General features: G+C 60.4%; 14 protein-coding genes. 3 read left to right on the plus strand and 11 right to left on the minus strand.

All coding sequences use genetic code 11. From position 1 onward, the window contains the following. Genes EL257_RS16875 through EL257_RS16885 form a run of 3 tightly spaced genes read right to left on the minus strand, consistent with a single transcriptional unit; the run spans position 1 to position 3,067 of the window. Positions 1-867: a carbohydrate ABC transporter permease gene (locus EL257_RS16875; protein WP_007912484.1), complete on the minus strand. Its 867-nt coding sequence runs from the start codon at positions 865-867 to the stop codon at positions 1-3. Beyond that, positions 864-1,973, minus strand: a complete 1,110-nt coding sequence (locus EL257_RS16880; protein WP_126364517.1) for an ABC transporter ATP-binding protein — start codon at positions 1,971-1,973, stop codon at positions 864-866. Before EL257_RS16880 ends, EL257_RS16875 begins: the two co-directional genes overlap by 4 nt. Next, entirely contained in the window at positions 1,973-3,067 is a 1,095-nt protein-coding gene (locus tag EL257_RS16885; protein WP_126364519.1) for an ABC transporter ATP-binding protein, read from the minus strand. The genes EL257_RS16880 and EL257_RS16885 overlap by 1 nt, the downstream gene beginning before the upstream one ends. A gap of 342 nt (positions 3,068-3,409) precedes the next feature. On the opposite strand from EL257_RS16885, the gene EL257_RS16895 reads away from it, so the two are divergent. Continuing rightward, the gene (locus EL257_RS16895; protein ID WP_126364521.1) at positions 3,410-5,248 is read left to right on the plus strand and encodes a sigma-54-dependent Fis family transcriptional regulator; all 1,839 of its coding nucleotides are present in this window, start codon (positions 3,410-3,412) and stop codon (positions 5,246-5,248) included. Positions 5,249-5,451: 203 nt separating this feature from the next. Here the strand turns inward: EL257_RS16895 and cysS are convergent, their stop codons facing one another. Further along, positions 5,452-6,834, minus strand: coding sequence for a cysteine--tRNA ligase (gene cysS, locus EL257_RS16900; RefSeq protein ID WP_126364523.1), 1,383 nt, complete (start codon positions 6,832-6,834; stop codon positions 5,452-5,454). Positions 6,835-6,852: 18 nt separating this feature from the next. Further along, positions 6,853-8,550 carry a glutamine--tRNA ligase/YqeY domain fusion protein gene (locus tag EL257_RS16905; RefSeq protein ID WP_126364525.1) on the minus strand — a complete coding sequence of 566 codons (1,698 nt, stop codon included), beginning with the start codon at positions 8,548-8,550 and terminating at the stop codon, positions 6,853-6,855. A gap of 251 nt (positions 8,551-8,801) precedes the next feature. Between EL257_RS16905 and EL257_RS16910 the strand changes: the two genes are divergently transcribed. Both EL257_RS16910 and lpxH read left to right on the plus strand, forming a co-directional pair. After that, positions 8,802-9,308: a peptidylprolyl isomerase gene (locus tag EL257_RS16910; RefSeq protein WP_126364527.1), complete on the plus strand. Its 507-nt coding sequence runs from the start codon at positions 8,802-8,804 to the stop codon at positions 9,306-9,308. Then, complete coding sequence (gene lpxH / locus EL257_RS16915) at positions 9,305-10,057, plus strand: UDP-2,3-diacylglucosamine diphosphatase (RefSeq protein WP_126364529.1); 753 nt, start codon at positions 9,305-9,307, stop codon at positions 10,055-10,057. The genes EL257_RS16910 and lpxH overlap by 4 nt, the downstream gene beginning before the upstream one ends. 126 nt (positions 10,058-10,183) lie before the next feature. Here lpxH and EL257_RS16920 read toward each other — a convergent pair whose 3' ends face one another. The 6 genes from EL257_RS16920 to EL257_RS16945 all read right to left on the minus strand — a co-directional run bounded on the left by EL257_RS16920 (position 10,184) and on the right by EL257_RS16945 (position 20,678). Then, complete coding sequence (locus EL257_RS16920; RefSeq protein ID WP_126364531.1) at positions 10,184-11,713, minus strand: DHA2 family efflux MFS transporter permease subunit; 1,530 nt, start codon at positions 11,711-11,713, stop codon at positions 10,184-10,186. Positions 11,714-11,852: 139 nt separating this feature from the next. Next, entirely contained in the window at positions 11,853-13,055 is a 1,203-nt protein-coding gene (locus tag EL257_RS16925) for an efflux RND transporter periplasmic adaptor subunit (RefSeq protein ID WP_126364533.1), read from the minus strand. Positions 13,056-13,070: 15 nt separating this feature from the next. Further along, positions 13,071-14,540 (minus strand): efflux transporter outer membrane subunit, encoded by a 1,470-nt coding sequence (locus tag EL257_RS16930; RefSeq protein WP_126364535.1) that lies wholly within the window; start codon positions 14,538-14,540, stop codon positions 13,071-13,073. Further along, the gene (locus EL257_RS16935; protein ID WP_126364537.1) at positions 14,530-15,012 is read right to left on the minus strand and encodes a MarR family winged helix-turn-helix transcriptional regulator; all 483 of its coding nucleotides are present in this window, start codon (positions 15,010-15,012) and stop codon (positions 14,530-14,532) included. Before EL257_RS16935 ends, EL257_RS16930 begins: the two co-directional genes overlap by 11 nt. 267 nt (positions 15,013-15,279) lie before the next feature. Further along, the gene (locus EL257_RS16940) at positions 15,280-18,954 is read right to left on the minus strand and encodes a translocation/assembly module TamB domain-containing protein (protein ID WP_126364539.1); all 3,675 of its coding nucleotides are present in this window, start codon (positions 18,952-18,954) and stop codon (positions 15,280-15,282) included. Continuing rightward, a complete protein-coding gene (locus EL257_RS16945; RefSeq protein WP_126364541.1) occupies positions 18,951-20,678 on the minus strand; it encodes an autotransporter assembly complex protein TamA in 1,728 nt (575 codons plus the stop codon). Before EL257_RS16945 ends, EL257_RS16940 begins: the two co-directional genes overlap by 4 nt. Between the last annotated feature and the right edge of the window lie 45 nt (positions 20,679-20,723).

Genomic DNA, 20,723 nt, shown 5'->3' on the forward strand with positions numbered 1-20,723 from the left:
TCAGCGGTTGGCGTCGGAGTGCGTCATGGCGGTATAGAACAGCCAGGACACCAACAGGATGATCAGGAAGTACACCAGCGAAAACGCCGCTGCCGGACCCAGGTCGAATTGTCCTACGGCCATCTGCGTCAGCGTCTGACTGAGGAACGTCGTGGCATTGCCCGGACCGCCGCCGGTGAGCACGAACGGCTCGGTGTAGATCATGAAACTGTCCATGAAGCGGAGCATCACTGCGATCAGCAGCACGCTTTTCAGTTTGGGCAACTGGATATGACGGAACACCGCCCACGCCGAGGCCCGATCGATACGCGCGGCTTGATAATAGACGTCGGGAATCGCCCGCAAACCGGAAAAACACAGCAGCGCCACCAGTGACGTCCAGTGCCAGACGTCCATTACCAGCACGGTCACCCAGGCGTCCATGGTATTGGCTGCGTAGTTGTAGCTGATGCCCATCGCGTTAAGGCTGGAACCAAGCAGGCCGATGTCGGCGCGGCCAAAGATCTGCCAGATGGTGCCGACAACGTTCCACGGAATCAGCAACGGAATCGCCAGGATGATCAACACCACAGAAGACCAGCGGCCCTTGGTCGGCATGGTCAGCGCGACGGCGATGCCCAGCGGGATTTCGATCAGCAGCACGCACGCCGAATAAATGAACTGACGCAGCAGCGAATCATGCAAGCGCGGGTCGAGCAGCACTTGCTTGTACCAATCGGCGCCGACGAAATAGCGGCTCGACTGGTCGAAGATGTCCTGCACCGAATAATTGACCACAGTCATCATCGGGATCACCGCACTGAACGCCACCAGCAGAAACACCGGCAACACCAGCCACCAGGCCTTGTTGTTCTGCACCTTGTTCATGGCTGCACCTCATCGTCGGCTTCGAGCAGAAATTCATCGGCATACACCATCAGCCACTGCGCCGGGAAACTGATGTACGCCGTGCCCTGCGGCACCGGTTTGTCCTCGGCCAGTCGCACCTTCAACGGCGCACCGTCAAGGTTGAGGGTCATGATCTTGTAGGTGCCGAGGTCTTCGACGTGTACGACTTTTGCCTGCATCGCGTCGTCAAACGGCTCGTCCCACACGTGAATAAACTCGGGACGGATGCCGACCTTCAGATTTTTCCACTGACCGTGTTCGATATGGCGCTGCATGGCGTCGGACAGCGGCAGGTGCGTCGAGGCGAAACCGACCCCACCGGGCTGCGGCTGCACCTCGATCAGATTCATCCCCGGGCTGCCGATGAAATAGCCGACAAAGGTGTGGCTCGGCCGCTCGAACAATTCCCGTGGCGTGCCGAACTGGACAATCTGGCCGCCGTACATCACCGCGATCTTGTCGGCGAAGGTCGAGGCTTCCAGTTGATCGTGGGTCACGTAAACCATGGTGATGTTGAATTGCTCGTGGATCTGCTTGAGCTTGCGCCGCAGTTTCCATTTCAGGTGCGGGTCGATCACCGTCAGCGGCTCGTCGAAGAGGATCGCCGAGACGTCGTCGCGCACCAGCCCCCGGCCCATGGAAACTTTCTGTTTTTCGTCGGCGGTGAGGTTGCGCGCCTTCTTGCTCAGCAGGTTTTGCAAGTCGAGGACTTCGGCGATTTCCTGCACCTTGCTGTGCACTTTCGCCTCGGCCATACCCTGATTTCGCAGCGGAAAAGCCAAATTATCGAACACCGTCATGGTGTCGTAGACCACCGGAAACTGAAAAACCTGGGCAATGTTGCGCTTCTCCGGGGTCAGGTCGTTGACCGCTTTGCCGTCGAACAACACATGACCCTGCGAAGGGCTGAGCAGGCCGGAAATGATGTTGAGCAAAGTCGACTTGCCGCAACCCGACGGACCGAGCAAGGCGTACGCGCCGCCCTGTTCCCAGACGTGATCCATCTCGCGGATCGCGTAGTCCTCAGCGCCGCTCGGGGTTTTGCTGTAGCTGTGGGCGAGATGTTGCAAACGGATTTCGGCCATCAGGCAACCCTCGCGACGCGCCGGCCCGGTGCTTGCACCAGACGGCCCTGCGCATCGAAAACGAACAGTTTGTGGGTCGGGATGTAAATGCGGATCGGCGCATCGACGTCGTATTCGTGAACCCCGGGCAAGTGCAGCACCAGCAGGAAATGCTCGTTGCGCACGTGCAGGAACGTTTCCGAGCCGCTGATTTCGGCGACCTCGACGGTCACCGCCAACTCCAGATCGTCATCGTTGCTCGGCACCAGCGAAATGTGGCTGGGACGCACGCCGAAACGAAACTCGCCCTCACCCACCGGGCGCAGATCGACGCTCAGCGGAAAGTGCACGAAATTGGCGAAACTGACTTCGTTTCCGGCGATGCGACCGGGCATCAGGTTGATTGGCGGTTCGGAGAACAGTTCGGCGGCGAGCACGGTCTGCGGCTGGTGATAAACCGAGGTCGACGGCTCGCTCTGGATCACTCGGCCTTCGTGGAGAATGGTCGTGGTGCCGCCCAGCGCCAGCGCTTCGTTGGGCTCGGTAGTGGCGTAGATGGCGATGGTATGGCGTGCCTTGAACAACTCACGCATTTCCTGACGCAGCTCTTCGCGCAGCTTGTAGTCGAGGTTGACCAAGGGCTCGTCGAACAGGATCAGTTCGGCATCCTTTACCAGTGCGCGGGCCATGGCCGTGCGTTGCTGCTGACCGCCGGACAATTCCAGCGGATAGCGCTGCAAGAATTTTTCGATACGCAGCATGCGTGCGGTTTCCTGCACCTTGCTGTGAATGATGTCCTTCGCGACACCGGCCTGACGAAGCGGCGAGGCGATGTTCTCGAACACGGTCATGGTCGGGTAATTGATGAACTGCTGATAAACCATCGACACATTGCGCAGACGCACCGGGCGCTGTGTGACGTCGACGCCGTTCATCAGGATGCGACCGCTGTCGGGCTTATCCAGCCCGGCCATCAGACGCATGAGGCTGGTTTTGCCGGAGAGGGTACGGCCGAGCAAAACGTTGAAAGATCCGGGTTCGAATTTCAGGCAGGCATCGTCGATCCAGATCTGGCCCTCGACGGTGCGGCTGACGTGCTCCAGGGTGAGTGACATGGCTCGGCCTTTTTTATTTTTGGAGTCAAGCGACCGGAGCAACAGAGCGACATTCGTGCCAGAAATGGCAAGTGATTGATTTGCCGCGAAAATCGCTGATCACGCGGGTAAGTGACGTTCACAGCTGAACACTTTTGAACAGTCGAGGCGATTGACAATGAACAATAGTGAACAACAATCTATGCACGCTTCGCGATCCCCTGTAGGAGCTGCCGCAGGCTGCGATCTTTTGATCTTGTTTTTTACAATCAAGATCAAAAGATCGCAGCCTGCGGCAGCTCCTACAGGGGATCGCGATTTCATAACAATAATAAAATCGCTGCACTCAGAGGCTCGCCCCCCATGGCCGCACCTGCTTCGCCGCTGTCCCACGATGCGATCGTCCAGACCTCCTGGCAGCGTTGCCGCGCGTTCGGTCTCGACCACCTGAGCGCGCCGGCCTTCGATCAATTGCCCGCCGCCGGCATTGCTCAACTGCTCGACAGCCATCATTCGCTGGTGCAGACCACGCACCAGGAAGTCCTACCCTATTACGAAAATATCCTCAGCAATTCCAACTGCCTGATCATGCTCGCTGACAATCAGGGCCAGGTGCTGACGTCGTGGGGCACGCAGCGGTTTATCGAGCCGAACCTGGCCCGTGGCTTTCAGGCTGGGGCGAGCTGGATGGAGCGCTGCAGCGGCACCAATGCGATCGGCACGGCGCTGGCCTGTGAGCAGGCAGTGCACATTGAGCATGATGAACACTTTCTCAAAGCCAACCGCTTCATGACCGGTTCCGCCGCGCCGATTTTCGACGCCGAGCGCAAGGTCATCGCGGTGCTCGATGTGTCCAGCGACAGCTATCTGCCGCCCTCGCACACCTTGGGCATGGTCAAGATGATGAGCCAGACGGTGGAGAACCGGCTGATCCTCAACTCGTTCCATGGCCAGCATTTTCAACTGACCTTCAACACCGGGTTGAACAACCTCGACAGCCAGTGGGCGGGTTTGTTGATTTTCGATGAGAGTGGGCAGGTACTCTCGGCCAATCGCCGGGCCGACAATTTATTAGGGGTGCGCTTGTCGCGGGTCAGTGTTGAAAGTCTGTTCCAGGTCTCGCTGCTGGAATTGATCAATCAGCCGGACGGCCTGCCGTTTGCGCTGCAGACCTCTGGCCGCAACCGTTTTCAGTGTTTGTTGAAACGGCCGAAACAAGCGCCGGTTCAGGCGCGGGTCTTTAGCGCAGAAGCGAAGCCCGCCGCGGCCAGCGCGATCAGCCTCAACAGCCTGCATTTTGGCGACAGCCGCGTAGAAAAAGCCGTGCGCCAGGCCGAGCGCTTGCTGGAGAAAGACATTCCGCTGCTGATCCACGGCGAGACCGGCGTCGGCAAAGAGGTGTTCGTCAAAGCTCTGCATCAGGCCAGCTCGCGCAATAAACAAGCATTCATCGCGGTGAACTGTGCGGCGATCCCCGCCGAACTCGTCGAGTCGGAACTGTTCGGTTATGAGAAAGGCGCGTTTACCGGAGCCAACCAGAAAGGCAGCATTGGCCTGATTCGCAAGGCGGACAAAGGCACGCTGTTTCTCGATGAGATCGGCGACATGCCGCTGCCGACTCAGGCGCGGTTGTTGCGGGTGTTGCAGGAGCGCTGCGTGCAACCGGTGGGCAGCAGCGAGTTGTTCGCGGTCGCCCTGCGGATTATTTCCGCGACCAACCGCTCGCTGCGTGAACAGGTGCAGTTGGGCCGCTTTCGCGAAGATTTGTATTACCGCATTGGCGGGCTGACCTTGGAACTGCCACCGTTGCGTGAGCGCAGTGATAAACAGGCGTTGTTTAAACGGCTGTGGGAGCAGCATCGCGAGCCGACGCAGTGGGCGGGGTTGAGCGATGAAGTGCTGGAGTTGTTTGAACGGCATCCGTGGCCGGGGAATCTGCGTCAGGTCAGCAGCGTGATGCAGGTGGCGCTGGCAATGGCCGAGGAACAGCCGGTGCGGCTGGAGCATTTGCCGGATGATTTTTTTGTTGATCTGGAAATGGAGCCGGTGGAGACTGCGCCGCCGTTGGGGCTGGATTTGAATGACGTTGAAGCGTTAAACCGCGAGTTGAAGGCGGCCGGAGGGAATATCTCGCACCTGGCGCGGCGGTTGGGGGTGAGTCGGAATACGCTTTACAAGCGGTTGCGGCAGATTGGCGACTGAGTGAAACCCTCGCCCTCACCCCAGCCCTCTCCCGCAGGAGAGGGGGCCGACCGCGGGATATTCGAGAAATACGCCGACCTGAACTTGCTTCACCGAATCCATAATCGACTTGGTCATTCGGGTCGGCGTAGATTTTCAGCATCCCACGGTCAGTCCCCTCTCCTTCGGGAGAGGGCTAGGGTGAGGGGCTTTTGGCTCTTGACTCAGTCAGCCAACCGCCAGGTCGTGCCGCCCTTGCCATCTTCCAGCACCACGCCCATCGCCGTGAGCTGATCACGAATCCGGTCCGACTCGGCCCAATCCTTCCCGGCCCGAGCCGCCAGACGCGCCGCAATCAACGCATCAACCTCAGCCGCATCGACACGCCCTTCAGCGCCCGCCTGCAGGAAGTCATCCGCTTCCAACTGCAAAACACCCAACACGCTGGCCAGTTCTTTCAAGCGTGCGGCCAGACCCGCCGCTGCGTCGAGATCGCTCTCACGCAGACGGTTGATCTCACGCACCATTTCGAACAGCACGGCGCACGCTTCCGGGGTGCCGAAGTCGTCGTTCATCACCGTGGTGAAACGCTCGACGAACGCTTCGCCGCCCGCCGGCGCCACAATCGGCAGGCCTTTCAGTGCATGGTAGAAACGCTCGAGCGCGCCTTTGGCGTCCTTGAGGTTGTCCTCCGAGTAGTTGATCGCGCTGCGGTAGTGGCTCGATACCAGCAGGTAACGCACGACTTCCGGATGGTACTTTTCCAGCACGTCGCGAATGGTGAAGAAGTTGTTCAAGGACTTGGACATCTTCTCGCCATTGATACGGATCATCCCGCAATGCATCCACGCGTTGGCGTAGGTCTTGCCGGTCGCCGCTTCGCTCTGGGCGATTTCGTTTTCGTGGTGCGGAAACTCAAGATCGCTGCCGCCGCCATGAATGTCGAAAGTCTCACCGAGGCAGCAGGTCGACATCACCGAGCACTCGATGTGCCAGCCCGGACGCCCGGCGCCCCATGGCGATTCCCAGCTCGGCTCGCCCGGCTTGGCAGCTTTCCACAGGACGAAGTCGAGCGGGTCCTGTTTCGACTCGTCGACTTCGATGCGCGCGCCGATGCGCAGGTCTTCGATCTTCTTGCGCGACAGCTTGCCATAGCCCATGAATTTGGCGACGCGGTAGTACACGTCACCGTTGCCCGGGGCGTAGGCGTAACCCTTGTCGATCAAGGTCTGGATCATCGCGTGCATGCCAGCGATGTGATCGGTGGCGCGCGGCTCCATGTCCGGCTTCTTGATGTTCAGACGCGCTTCGTCTTCGTGCATCGCGGCGATCATGCGTTCGGTCAACGCTTCGAACGACTCACCGTTCTCTTTGGCGCGATTGATGATCTTGTCGTCGATGTCGGTGATGTTGCGCACGTAGGTCAGGTCATAACCGCTGAAACGCAACCAACGCGTTACCAGGTCGAACGCGACCATGCTGCGGCCGTGGCCGAGGTGGCAGTAGTCGTACACGGTCATGCCGCAGACGTACATGCGCACCTTGTTGCCATCCAGCGGCTTGAAAACTTCTTTGCTCTTGGTGAGCGTGTTGTAGATCGTTAGCACGTTAGTTCCTTGACTCACTCACTGGCCCCACGAATCACGCAGGGTCACGGTACGGTTGAATACCGGCTGACCGGGTTTCGAGTCCTTCAAGTCGGCAACGAAGTAACCTTCGCGCTCGAACTGGAAACGGTCTTCCGGCTGGGCATTGCCGAGCGATGGCTCAGCGCGACAACCGGTCAGCACTTGCAGCGAGTCAGGGTTGATGTTGTCGAGGAAGCTGGCGCTGTCTTCGGCCTTTTCCGGGTTTGGCGAACGGAACAGGCGATCGTACAGACGCACTTCGCACTCGACGCTGGCGGCGGCCGGCACCCAGTGGATCACGCCTTTGACCTTGCGCCCTTCCGGGTTCTTGCCGAGGGTGTCCGGATCGTACGAGCAACGCAGTTCGACGATGTTGCCGTCGGCGTCCTTGATCGCTTCGTCGGCGCGGATCACGTAGCTGCCGCGCAGACGCACTTCACCGGCCGGTTCCAGGCGCTTGTAGCCCTTCGGCGGCTCTTCCATGAAGTCTTCACGGTCGATGTAGATTTCCCGGGCGAACGGCAGCGCGCGCACGCCCATGTCTTCCTTCGGGTGGCGTGGCAGTTCGAGGTTTTCGACCTGGCCTTCCGGGTAGTTGGTGATGACCACTTTCAGCGGACGCAATACGCACATGGCGCGCGGTGCGCTGTGGTCGAGGTCGTCACGGATGCTGAATTCGAGCATGCCGAAATCGACCACACCGTCGGAACGGTTGGTGCCGACCATTTCGCAGAAATTGCGAATCGATTTCGGCGTGTAGCCACGGCGGCGGAAGCCGGACAGCGTGGACATGCGCGGATCGTCCCAGCCGTTGACATGCTTCTCGTCAACCAGTTGCTTGAGCTTGCGCTTGCTGGTGATGGTGTAGTTGAGGTTCAGACGGCTGAACTCGTACTGACGCGGGTGCGCCGGCACTGGCAACGCGTCCAGGAACCACTCGTACAGCGGACGATGGCTTTCGAACTCGAGCGTGCAGATCGAATGGGTGATGCCTTCGATGGCGTCCGACTGACCGTGGGTGAAGTCGTAGTTCGGGTAGATGCACCACTTGTCACCGGTCTGGTGGTGATGCGCGTGGCGAATGCGATACATGATCGGGTCGCGCAGGTTCATGTTCGGCGAGGCCATGTCGATCTTCGCGCGCAGCACACGGGCGCCGTCCGGGAACTCACCGGCGCGCATGCGCGCGAACCAGTCGAGGTTTTCTTCCACGGAGCGGTCGCGGAACGGGCTGTTCTTGCCCGGCTCGGTCAGGCTGCCACGGTATTCCTTGGCCTGCTCGGGGGTCAGGTCGTCGACGTAGGCCTTGCCGGCCTTGATCAGCTCGACGGCCCAATCGTGCAACTGGTCGAAATACTGCGAGGCATAGCGCACTTCGCCGGACCATTCAAAGCCCAGCCACTTGACGTCGGCTTCGATCGCGTCGATGTATTCCTGGTCTTCCTTGGCCGGGTTGGTGTCGTCGAAACGCAGGTGCGTGACGCCGCCGAACTCCTGGGCCAGGCCGAAGTTCACGCAGATCGACTTGGCGTGGCCGATGTGCAGGTAGCCGTTGGGCTCAGGCGGAAAACGCGTGACGATCTGGGTGTGCTTGCCCGAGTCCAGGTCTGCCTGGATGATCGGCCGCAGGAAATTGACCGGCACGGCAGGGCCGGACTTGGCATTCGAGGTAGGGTCGACAGTGGGCTTGCTCATAGGATCCTTGACTTACATGTGCGCGGCCGCAGAGGGGGCCAGACAAAACAAAGCCGCTATCATAGCCGATGCCGTCAAGGGGCTGACAGAGCAGGCTCCATAAAGGCACGCATTTAATCGCGGTGAATTGGAAAAACAGCCTCGAAATTCGCGCCTGTCACGCTAAACTGCGCACCTTGGCCCTGGTGGGCTGAACCGGCTGCGGGGCTGCAGGTCCCACAACCACGAATTCCTATTAAAGAGTAGCGATCATGACTCAAGTCAAACTGACCACCAACCATGGCGACATCGTCATTGAACTGAACGCTGACAAGGCGCCGATCACCGTCGCCAACTTCATCGAGTACGTGAAGGCCGGCCACTACGAAAACACTGTTTTCCACCGCGTCATCGGCAACTTCATGATCCAGGGCGGCGGTTTCGAGCCTGGCATGAAAGAAAAGAAAGACAAGCGTCCAAGCATCCAGAACGAAGCGGACAACGGTCTCTCCAACGACAAATACACCGTCGCCATGGCCCGCACCATGGAGCCGCACTCGGCTTCGGCACAGTTCTTCATCAACGTTGCCGACAACACTTTCCTCAACCACAGCGGCAAGAACACCCAGGGCTGGGGCTACGCGGTTTTCGGCAAAGTGACTGCCGGCACTGACGTTGTCGACAAGATCAAAGGTGTTTCGACCACTTCCAAGTCCGGCCACCAGGACGTACCAGCAGACGACGTGATCATCGAGAAAGCCGAGATCATCGAAGCGTGATATTGCTGATTTCAGACTTGCATCTGGAAGAGGAGCGCCCGGACATAACCCGGGCGTTTCTGGATTTGCTCGCCGGACGCGCCCGCTCGGCGAGTGCGTTGTACATTCTCGGCGACTTCTTTGAAGCGTGGATTGGCGACGACGCCATGACGCCCTTCCAGCGTTCCATCTGCCAGGCCCTGCGCGATTTGAGCGACAGCGGCACGGCGATTTTTCTGATGCACGGCAATCGCGACTTCATGCTCGGCAAGGCCTTTTGCAAACAGGCCGGCTGTACGCTGTTGAAAGACCCGAGTGTCGTGCAGTTTTACGGCGAGCCGGTGCTGTTGATGCACGGCGACAGCCTGTGCACTCGTGACGTCGGCTATATGAAGCTGCGCCGCTATCTGCGCAACCCCATCACCCTGTTCATCCTCCGCAATCTGCCGCTGAGCAGCCGCCATAAATTGGCGCGCAAGCTGCGCAGCGAAAGCAAGGCCCAGACGCGGATGAAGGCCAATGACATTGTGGATGTCACGCCGGAAGAAGTTCCACGGCTGATGCAGGCCTTTGGCGTGAAGACCCTGATCCACGGGCACACCCATCGCCCGGCGATTCACAAACTGCAGCTCGGCGATGAAGCGGCGAAGCGGATTGTGCTGGGGGATTGGGATCGTCAGGGCTGGGCGTTGCAGGTGGATGAGTGCGGCTATGCGCTGGCCCCGTTCGACTTCGCCCCGCCGCCAGCCCTGCCCGCCCCCACGATTTGAAGCGAAGATCAAAAGATCGCAGCCTGCGGCAGCTCCTACATTGGAATGCATTCTCCTGTAGGAGCTGCCGAAGGCTGCGATCTTTTGATCGTTCCCACGCTCTGCCTGGGAACGATCCTGCCTGACTCAGTGACCGCTGGCAGCCGGCCCGGCCTTGGCGGCAAACGGCGGTTTCGCCAGCCATACAATCAAAATCAGCCCCATGAATCCCCACCCAAGCAACGTGAAGTAATCCACGGTCGAGAGCATGTACGCCTGACTGGTCAGCATCTGATCCATCTGCGCGTACGCCGACTGGCTCGCCCCGCCTAACGCATGCAAAGTCTGCCGCGTCGCTGGCTCGAAGGTGCTGATGCTCTCGCTCATGTAGGCATGATGCTGATCAGCCCGGCGAATCCAGATCCACGTGGTCAGCGATGCCGCAAAGCTGCCGCCCAACGTACGCAGAAACGTCGCCAGGCCCGCGCCGTCGGCAATCTGGCTCGGCGGCAGGTCCGACATCAGAATGCTCAGGGTCGGCATGAAGAACAGCGCCACGCCAATACCCATGAACAACTGCACCAGCGCGATGTGCTGGAAATCCACTTCGTTGGTGAATTCGGCACGCATGAAGCAGCTCAGGCCAATCGCCAGAAACGCAATGCCGGCGAGCAGTCGCAAGTCGAATTTGTGCGCGTATTTGCCGACAAACGGCGACAGCAGCACCGGCAGAATGCCGATCGGCGCTACCGCCAGACCTGCCCATGTTGCGGTGTAGCCCATTTGCGTCTGCAACCACTGCGGCAGGATCAGGTTGATGCCGAAGAACCCCGCGTAACCCAACACCAGCACCAATGTGCCGATGCGGAAGTTGCGGTAAGCGAACAGGCGCAGATTCACTACCGGATGCTTGTCGGTCATTTCCCAGATCACGAACACCGCCAACGCCACCGCGGAGATCGCCGCGCCGATGATGATGAAGTTCGACTCGAACCAATCCAGATCATTGCCCTTGTCGAGGATCACCTGCAACGCACCGACACCGATGATCAGCGTGATCAACCCGACGTAATCCATCGGCTGCCGACTGGTTTCCACCGGGCGCTTGGCCAGCTGCGAACGCACCACCATCACGGCAAAAATGCCGATCGGTACGTTGATGAAGAAGATCCACGGCCAGCTATAACTGTCAGTGATCCAGCCGCCGAGAATCGGCCCGGCAATTGGCGCAACCACCGTGACCATCGCCAGTAACGCCAGCGCCATGCCGCGCTTCGCGGGCGGGTAGACCGCGATCAACAGGGTTTGCGTCATCGGGTACAGCGGCCCGGCGACCAGACCTTGCAACACGCGAAAGCCAATCAGCTCCGGCATCGAGGTGGAGATACCGCAGAGAAACGAGGCCAGCACGAACAGGATGGTGGCCCAGAGAAACAGCTTCACCTCGCCGAAACGGCGACTGAGCCAACCGGTCAGCGGCAGCGCAATCGCGTTGCTCACGGCGAACGAAGTGATCACCCACGTGCCCTGCTCCGAACTCACCCCGAGGTTGCCGGAAATCGTCGGCAGCGCCACGTTGGCGATGGTCGTGTCGAGCACTTGCATGAACGTCGCCAGCGACAGACCAATGGTGCTGAGCAACAGGCTGGGCGGCGTGAAAGAAGCGTTATTGCTCATTGTGGATCCTATGAAACTTAAAGGACACCGCACCCCTGTAGGAGTGAGCCTGCTCGCGATAGCGGTGTAACAGTCGACATCATCGGTGACTGACAAACCGCTATCGCGAGCAGGCTCACTCCTACAGGGTCCGTGCGGATCAGCGCTGTGCGGTCTTGCTCGCCGCTGCGCTGTTGTCGTGGATCAGCTGCGCAATCATCGCGTCCGCTTCGGCCAGTTGGCGGTCGTAAACGCTGGTGCTGAACGAAGCCTTTTGCGGCGGTTGCTGGGCCAGCACCGGGCCGCTCTGGTCGTGAAGATTCACTTCGACATTGGTCGACAGACCGACGCGCAATGGATGCTTGGCCAGTTCTTCGGCATTGATGTGGATACGCACCGGCACCCGCTGGACGATCTTGATCCAGTTACCGGTGGCGTTCTGCGCAGGCAATAGAGCAAACGCGCTGCCGGTACCGGCACCGAGGCTGTCGACGGTGCCGCTGTATTTCACGTCGCTGCCGTAAATATCGGCTTCGATATCCACCGGCTGGCCGATGCGCATGTCTCGCAGCTGGGTTTCCTTGAAATTCGCATCGATCCACAACTGATCCAGCGGAATCACCGCCATCAGCGCGGTGCCCGGCTGCACGCGTTGACCGAGTTGCACGGTGCGCTTGGCGACATAACCGGTGACCGGCGCGATCAAGGTGCTGCGGGCATTGGTCAGGTAGGCCTGACGCAGATCGGCGGCCGCCGACATCACGTCCGGGTGCGACGAGACCACAGTGTCGTCGACCAGCGCGCTGGTGGTTTTCAGTTGCTGTTTGGCGTTGGCCAAGGCGTTTTGCGCCGAGGTCAGATCGTCGCGGGCGTGGGACAGTTCTTCCTGGGAAATCGCCCCGCCCTGGGCCAGATTTTTCCGCCGGTTGTAATTGTCCTGCGCTTTCTGCACTTCGGCTTGCTGCGCGTTGACCTGGGCTTTCATGCCGTCGACGTTGCTGTACAGACCGCGTACTTGGCGCACGGTGCGCGCCAGTTTGGCCTTGGCGCTTTGCAGGCCGACTTCGGCATCGTTGGGGTCGAAGTTGATCAAAATCTGGCCTTCATGCACCAGATCACCATCGTCGGCGCCGATGCTGACCACCGTGCCGGTCACCAGCGGGGTGATTTCCACCACGTTGCCGTTGACGTAGGCATCGTCGGTGCTTTCGTTGAAGCGGCCGATGAATTCGTGATACGCCCAGACGCCGGCAATGGCGAGCAGAACGACGACGGCAAGCCCCAGCAGCAGCACTTTGCGTTTGCGCGGGTTGCCGGTGTCTGGTGTGTTGTCTTGAGCTTGTTTGTTTTCGGCAGTGGCCATGACAAATACCTTGAATTAGTTGTGCGACGTGGCTGGGGTGGCGTTGGCTGCGGTCAGGGTTTCGCCCTGAAAGCCGCCGCCCAGCGCTTGCATCAGTTGAATCGACAGGTCGATCTGCTCGGCGTTGAGGCTTGCCAGCTGACGCTGGGCCTGGAGCAATTGCTGCTCGATGCTGAGCACGTCCAGGTAGTTGCCGATGCCGGAACCGTAACGCTGGACGACGGTGTTGTAAGAATCCTGAGCGATGTCGGTGGCGTGTTGCTGTGCGCCGATCTGCCGGCCGATATCACGCAGCTGGTTGATCGTATCGCCGACATCGCCCAGCGCCTTCACCAGGCTCTTGTTGTACTGCGCCACCGCCAGATCGTAATCGGCGTCGCGCGCATCGAGGTTGGCGCGCAGACGCCCGCCGTCGAAGATCGGCAGAGACACGGTCGGAGCAATGTTGAAGAAACGACTGGCCGAACCGAACATCGCATCGCCCAACAGCGACTCGGCGCCGGCCGAGGCCGACAGGTTGAGGTTGGGATAGAAACGGGTTTTCGCCGAGTCGATGTCCTTGCTCGCCGCTTCGACGCGCCAACGGGCGGCGACCAGATCCGGGCGCCGGCCGAGCAGTTCCGCCGGCAACACCGATGGCACCGCGACGGCGCTGGCTTGCAGCACTTTCGGCCGGGCGATTTCGTTGCCACGATCCGGGCCTTTGCCAAGTAATACGGCCAAGGCGATCTTCGCGCTGTTCAGGCGTTTTTCCGCGTCGATCAGACTGGCCTCGGAACTCGCTTCCAGGCTTTGCGTTTGTTGAAACTGGTACTGGCTGTCAATACCCGAACTCAAGCGGCGCTGGCTCAAGTCGAGCATTTGTCTGGTGCGCTTGAGGTCTTCGCTGGCCAGGTCGTAGACGATGTGCGCCTGACCGAGATCGCTGTAGGCGCGAGCGACATCAGCCGCCAACGTCAATTGCGCGGCCTGCCGATCGACTTCAGCGGCACGTGCTTCGCCGAGTGCGGCTTCCCAGGCGTCGCGCTGGCCGCCCCACAAGTCGAAGTTGTAATTGAAGCCGGCGCTGATATTGCGCACCGTCGAGTAAGCACCGCCCTGCCCCAGCGGATCCTGATCGCGGGCCAGACGCGAACGGCTGATGCCGGCGCTGGCGTCGAGGGTCGGATAACGCTCGGCATCGGCGGCATACGCGGCGGCGCTGGCCTGATGGGCACGGGCTGCAGCGATTTGCATGTCGGGGCTGTCGCGCAGGGCTTCGCGGATCAGCCCGTCGAGTTGCGGATCGCCAAGACTGGTCCACCAATCGCTCTTCGGCCACGCCGCTGGCGACAGGCTGACGCCAGTCAAAGACTGCGCTGTCTTGAGGCTCTTCGCATCGAGGCGTTGGCCTTCGGTGTCGAGGCCGCTGTAGTTGGCGCAACCGGCGAGGATCATCGCCGACAGCAGCAGCGTCAGGCTGCTGCGCAAGGTTCTACCGCTCATTGTGTTCACCTAAGCGCTGGACGGTGATCGGGTCACCGGCGGCCAGCAGGATTTTCTTCAGGATATATTCGAGGGTTTTCAGCTCTTCGCGGGAAATGGCGCCGGCCAGTTCATTCATCGCGTCGGCGCCGATGTGTGGCAGGCGATCAGCCAGTTGCTGGCCCTGCTCGGTCAGCTTCAGCTGCACCTGCCGGCGGTCGCCTTCGCTGCGCTGGCGGATCAGGAAACCTTTCTGTTCCAGACGATCGAGCATGCGCGTCATCGAACCGCTGTCCAGCGACAGATGCCGGCACAGCTCGGCCGGCGTGTCGACGCCGAACTGGGCCATGATGATCAACACCTTGAACTGCGCGGCGGTGATGCCGTGAGGTTCCATATGCGTGTCGATGATCCGGTCCTTGAGCAACGCGGCACGGCCAAGCAGCAGCCCGAGATGGCAATGTTTAAATTCGTCGGGGGTGAAATGCTTCATGTGCTCACCTAATAACTGCCTAGGCAGTGAATGTATGTCGAGATGTTACTGCTTAGGCAGCGAATGTCAACGCAATAGTTAGGTTGCTTTGTAATTAGTTGACCAGTGGAGTTGGTTTTACGGTGCCCGCGCGGACGCCATCGCCAGCAGGGCTGGCTCCCACAGGGGATCTGCGGCGAACACAACATGTGTGTAAGTCACAGATCCAAGGTGGGAGCCAGCCCTGCTGGCGATAGCAACGACTCGGTTTAAAGGAGGAAGCGCGCTCTAGAAATCCCGCTTGTAGAAAATATCCAGCGAACTCGCCACGCCACTGGCCGCTTCGACGTAGACCTTCTTGCTCAGCTTGTAGCGCAAGGCGATGGTGCTGGCCGGTTCGAACACGCCGACGCCGTAGCGCAAGCTGAGCTTCTCGGAGATGTTGCCGCTGGCGACGACGCTGGTGTCGTTGCCGCTGCCCTGGGTGTCGAGCTGGAAATCCTCGATCCCCAAATCCTTGGCCAGACCACCCGTCACGCCGGCACTGCCCATCAAGCCCAGACCCAGCGCCGCTTGCGCGAGCATGTTGTTGTCCTCGCCGCTGGTGCTCAACGGACGGCCCAGCACCAGATACGACAGTGCCTGTTCCTGACTCATGGCTGGCTCGGAGAAGATCTGCGTGGTCGGCTGCTCGGCGCTGCCGCTCAGGCGTATACCGGCGATGACGTCGTCGGTCTGGCGGATCGCTTCGATGTCCAGATACGGCTGGTCGATGGGCCCGGCGAACAACAGGCGCGCGCGGCGTACGGTCAGGCGCTGGCCATAGGCGCGATAGCGGCCGTCGTTGAGCCACAGTTCGCCGCGGGTGTCCATGTTGTCGCCGATATGCACCTGCCCCTGCAGATTGGCGGTCAGACCAAACCCGGCAAAACTCAGCTTGTCCTGGCCAACGATCACGTCGATGTCCATTTTCATCGCGATCGGTGGTTTGCCCTCTTCGGTCTGCGCGCCGACGATGATCGTGTCGTCAGAAACTTTCACGGTCGATGGCGGCAACTCCCGGACGGTGATTTCGCCTTTCGGCACCAGCACCTTGCCAGCGATCTTCAATTCATCGCCGGCCATGGAAATTTTCAGATCCGGGGCCATTTCAAGTTTGGCGTAGGGTTCGACACTGACTGGCAATTGCGTGCCCTTAAGCGCCAGATCGACCACCAGCGCCTGCCCCCACGTCACGTTGCCGTTGAGGCTGCCCTGGCCGCTCTTGCCACTTTTCCAGCCGCCGTCCAGACGCACCGACTCACCGGCGATCAGCGCGGTCAGTTGCAGGTTCTGCATTTCCATCGGCAGTTCGGCGCCTGAGACTTCGCCGTCACTCAGCTGCACCGTGCCGTTGACCAGCGGCGCGAGCAAGCCGCCGGAAAGCGTGCCGCTGCCGTTGAGGCGCCCGGTCAGTTTCTCCACCATCGGCACAAACGGCCGCGCCACCGAAAGATCCACCCCGCTAAGCCGAAACGAGCCCGTCAGCGGTTTGTTTTTCGGTAGCGGATTGAGCTGCGCCTGCACCATCAACTCGCCGAGTTTGCCGCCGACGAAGTTGAGTTCAGTGTCGACGCGTTTGGGCGTGAGTTTGCTGGTGAGTTTCAGCGTCTGGTAGGGAAAGTCCAGCCACTGCTGCTTTTCACGAATGCGCAACGTGCCGCCACTGGCATCGATACTGACCACGCCGTTCGGGCCGCTCGCAGGCAGGTCCAGTTGCAGATCGGCGTTGAGCCGGCCCTTCCAGGCGAAGTCCTTGGGTAACCATTGCGCAAGGCTTTCGATGGGGAATTGCGTGAGGTGATAGCGCAGCTTCGGCTCGGGCATCAGGCGCTGGTCTTCACCGCACAGGCTGGCGCTGCCGGACATCCAGCAATGCGCGCCGAAATTGATCTGGCCATCCGCCAGACGCTCAAGCCTGGCCGGATTCTGCAATTTCCAGTCCTGACCACCAGCCTGAATATCGCCGCTGGCCAGGCGCCCGCGCCAGTTGCCCTTGTCCAGATTGCCGTCCAGACCCAGCGCCAGTTTGAGCTGCGGCCCGATCAGGTCGAGGTTGAGTTTCTGGCTTTTGATATCGCCCTGAGCATTGGCCGTCAGGGTGCCCAGCGAGGTATCGCCGGCCTGAATGCCGCTGCCTTTCAGATTGATCCTGGCCCGCTGCGCACTGTCGAGCGTGGCGTCGAGGTTGAGGCTTTGCAGGCGGTTGTCCTGAAAGACCAGTTGCGAGCCTTGCAGATCGAGCTTGCCCTGTGGCGCCTTCAGCGTACCGGCGACATTCACCTGACCGTTGACCTGCCCGCGCAATTGCGGCCAGAGCTGGGCCAGACGCGGCAACTTGATGTCGATCTGTCCGCCGAGTTTGTCCTGCAGGCTGCCCTTGCCGCTGATGCTGTTGTCGCCAAGGCGGATTTGCAGAGCGTTGAGGTTCCACTGCTCGCCGGCGCCGTCAGCCTTGGCCTGCAAAATTGCCGGTTGGCCGCGCAGTTTGCCTTTGAGGTCGAGGTCGGCGCTGAGGCTCAGTCGCTCATCTTTCATCTCGCCTTTGCTCTTCAACGGCCCGGCCAAAGTGCCCGGCAGTTCCGCGACCCAATAAGCCGGGTTGAGCGCCGACAGATCCAGCGCGGTATCCCATGCGATACCGTCGGCGAAGCGCACATTGACGTGCCCTTCGGCTTTGCCCTGCCCGGCTTGCATGACCAGTTGCGGTAAGGCGATCTGTTCCAGACTGCCGCTGAACGGGCTGCTCAGAGTGAACGCCCCGGCCGGGCCATCCAGCGCGGCGGCAAAATTACCGAGGTAATGACCATCGGTGTAGGACACTTCGCCAGTGAACGTGCGCAAGGCGACCTGAGGTTCGTCGATTTCGTTGTACAGCCGGTGCCACGGGAAGTCCTGCCAGTTGACGTTGGCTTCGGCGCTAAGCCCCTTGCTCCAGTCGACACTGCCGGTGAGTTTGAGACTTTGTTTGTCGTTGGCTGCGAGATCGAGTCCGGCGATTTGTGCGCCGTTGGCGTCGACCTTGCCTTTAAGCAGCAACGCGACCGGGCTCTTGTCAGCGGGAAGCAAGGCGTTGCCGTTTAGCTGGTAACCGTTTTTCAGGTCGCCTTCGCCGGTCAGCACCAGCTGATTGAGTTGCAACGTGTCCGGCAGGTCCGCGCTCGGTTTGAATGCCTCGGAGGTAATGCGCACTCTGGCTGGCAGATTCTCCGTCAGCGGTTGCAGTTCGCCAGTCAATTGACCTTGGAGGTAACCCCGGCTATCAGCGTGCAGGTTGAGGGTTTTCAACAGGTCGCCATCGACCTTCAACGCCAGCGTCCACGGCTCGGTGCCCGGCGACGGCAGCGTCAGCTCACCGGCAATATTCAACGGCCAATTGCCGCTCGGTTGCAGCAGTCCGGAGAGATTCAGGCTAAGTTCGTCACGCTGCAACTTCACGCTGTCAATCTGCAGACCCTGGGCAGTCCAGTGCGCCGCCAGTTGCAGGCCCTTGAGCTGTTCACTGCCGTTGAACAACAGGCTACCGACCTCGACATCGCCCAGTTCAATGGCCAGCGGCAATTGCAGATCGGGCAGTTTGATCGGGCCACTGTCAGTGGTTTCTTCGCTCGGCGGAAATTGCAGGATGACCTGATCGGCTTTGAGCTGATCAACGCACAGCGTCATGCGTGTCAGGCACAGCGGCGACCAGGCGAAGATTGCCTTGTCCAGTTCGACCCGGCTCGTGTCCTGCTGCCACACCAGATGGTCGGCGCTCCACTGCCCACCGAGGTGACCGTGGAAATTTTCCACGCTCAAACCTGGTACACGGCCCAGCGCCCAGCGGCTGCCCGCTTGCGTGCCGAGCAGCGCAGCGAGGCTCAAGACAATCAACATCACCAGCGCCAACAGACTCAGCGCCGTAATTTTCAAACCACGCTTCACAGCTCAGGCCCCATGGAAAAGTGCAGCCGGATGCCGCCATCGTCGTCGAGCGCATGGGCCAGATCGAGGCGGATTGGCCCGACCGGCGAGACCCAGCGCACGCCGATGCCAACCCCGGTCTTGAGGTTCGGCAGTTCGAGTTTATCGAACGAGTTGCCCTGGTCGACGAACGTCGCCACGCGCCATTTCTCGGCGATCGAGTATTGATATTCGACGCTGCCGGCGATCATGTAGCGGCCACCGATGCGGTCGCCGTCGGAGTTCTCCGGCGACAGGCTCTGGTAGTCATAACCGCGCACGCTCTGATCGCCACCGGCGAAGAAACGCAGCGACGGCGGAATCGATTTGTAGCCGTTTGTGGCGCTGCCGCCCACTTGCACACGGCCGAGCAGGCGATGCTTGTCGAAGACGGTGGTCAGGCCTTTGACCAATGCAGTGCCATATAAAAGGTTGGCGTCCGAGCCGAGGCCTTCCTTGGCCACTTTGCTTTCGAAACTGAGGCGATAGCCATTGTGCGGGTCGATGCGGTTGTCGCTTTTCAGGTAGGAATAACTGATGCCGGGCATCAGCAAGGTACTCAGGCCAGAGTCGTCGCCGAGTTCGTATTCTTCACGTTGCCACTTCAACGAGATCACCCGTTGCCAGCCGCTCGGTAACTTGCTGTGCCATTCCGGGCCGAAGGTCAGCAGCTTGCTCAGGGTATCGGAGCCGTCGATGTCCTCAAATTGATAGCCACCGGCCCAGCGCAATTTGTCGGTCAGCGGCGGATCGAGCGGAATGTCATAGAACAGCCCGACGTTTTGCCGAGGCGCCGACAGCTCAGCTTCCCAGCCATAGCTGTCGCCCTGCGGATTGACCCAATGGCGCGTCCAGTTGGCCTTGATCCGTGGGCCGACGTCGGTCGAGTAACCGAGACCGAGGCCCATGGTGCGCGGCTTGCGGGTGTCGAGTTTGACGTCCACCGGAATCACGTCGTTTTTCGCCGCGGTCGGAGCGGCATCGACGCGCACGCCTTCGAAGTAGCCGCTCGATTGCAGATCGCGATTGAGCTCGGCGATCAACTCGGAATCGTACGGTTCGCCTGCCTTGAACGGCACCATGCGTTGCAGCAGGTCTTCGTCGAACGGCGTGTCGCCCTCGAACGTGACTTTGCCCAGTGCATAACGCGGGCCGCTGGCGTAGATCAATTCGATGTCGGCCACGCCCGCGCGCGGGTCGACCAGGAGTTTCTGGCTGGTGAAATGGCCGCTGAAGTAACCGAAGCGCGAGGCCTGATTCTGGATTACGCGTTTGGCATCTTCGTAACGTCCATGGTTAAGCACCGCGCCGGACTTGAGCAGGTCGCTTTTCGGCACGCGAAAGGATTTCAGCGAGGCTGCCGGGCCGTCGACGCGCACGGTAACGTTGCGCAGGCGGATCGGCTCGCCGGGATCGATGTTCAACACCAGGCGCGGTTTTTCCCCGCCCTTGACGTCACTGTCGATCTGCGGCTGGTAATAACCCAACGCCTGCGCGGCCTTGCGCGCCTGTTCTTCGGCACCGCGACTGAAGCGCAGCAAGGCTTCTTCGTCGCGATCGCCGAGGCTGCCGATATAGCCTTCTATATTGGCCTTGAGTTCATCGTTGGACGGCTTGATCCGTACATCCAATTCACTTTGCGCCAGCGCCGCGCAGCTGGATAACAGCATCAGCACGCCGCTGGTAAATCTTCGTGGAAACTTCATAGGCGCGGATGCTATCACGGGCTTGGGAGCCTGATAGAACAGGTA

This window comes from Pseudomonas fluorescens (assembly GCF_900636825.1).
Classification (GTDB): domain Bacteria; phylum Pseudomonadota; class Gammaproteobacteria; order Pseudomonadales; family Pseudomonadaceae; genus Aquipseudomonas; species Aquipseudomonas fluorescens_BG.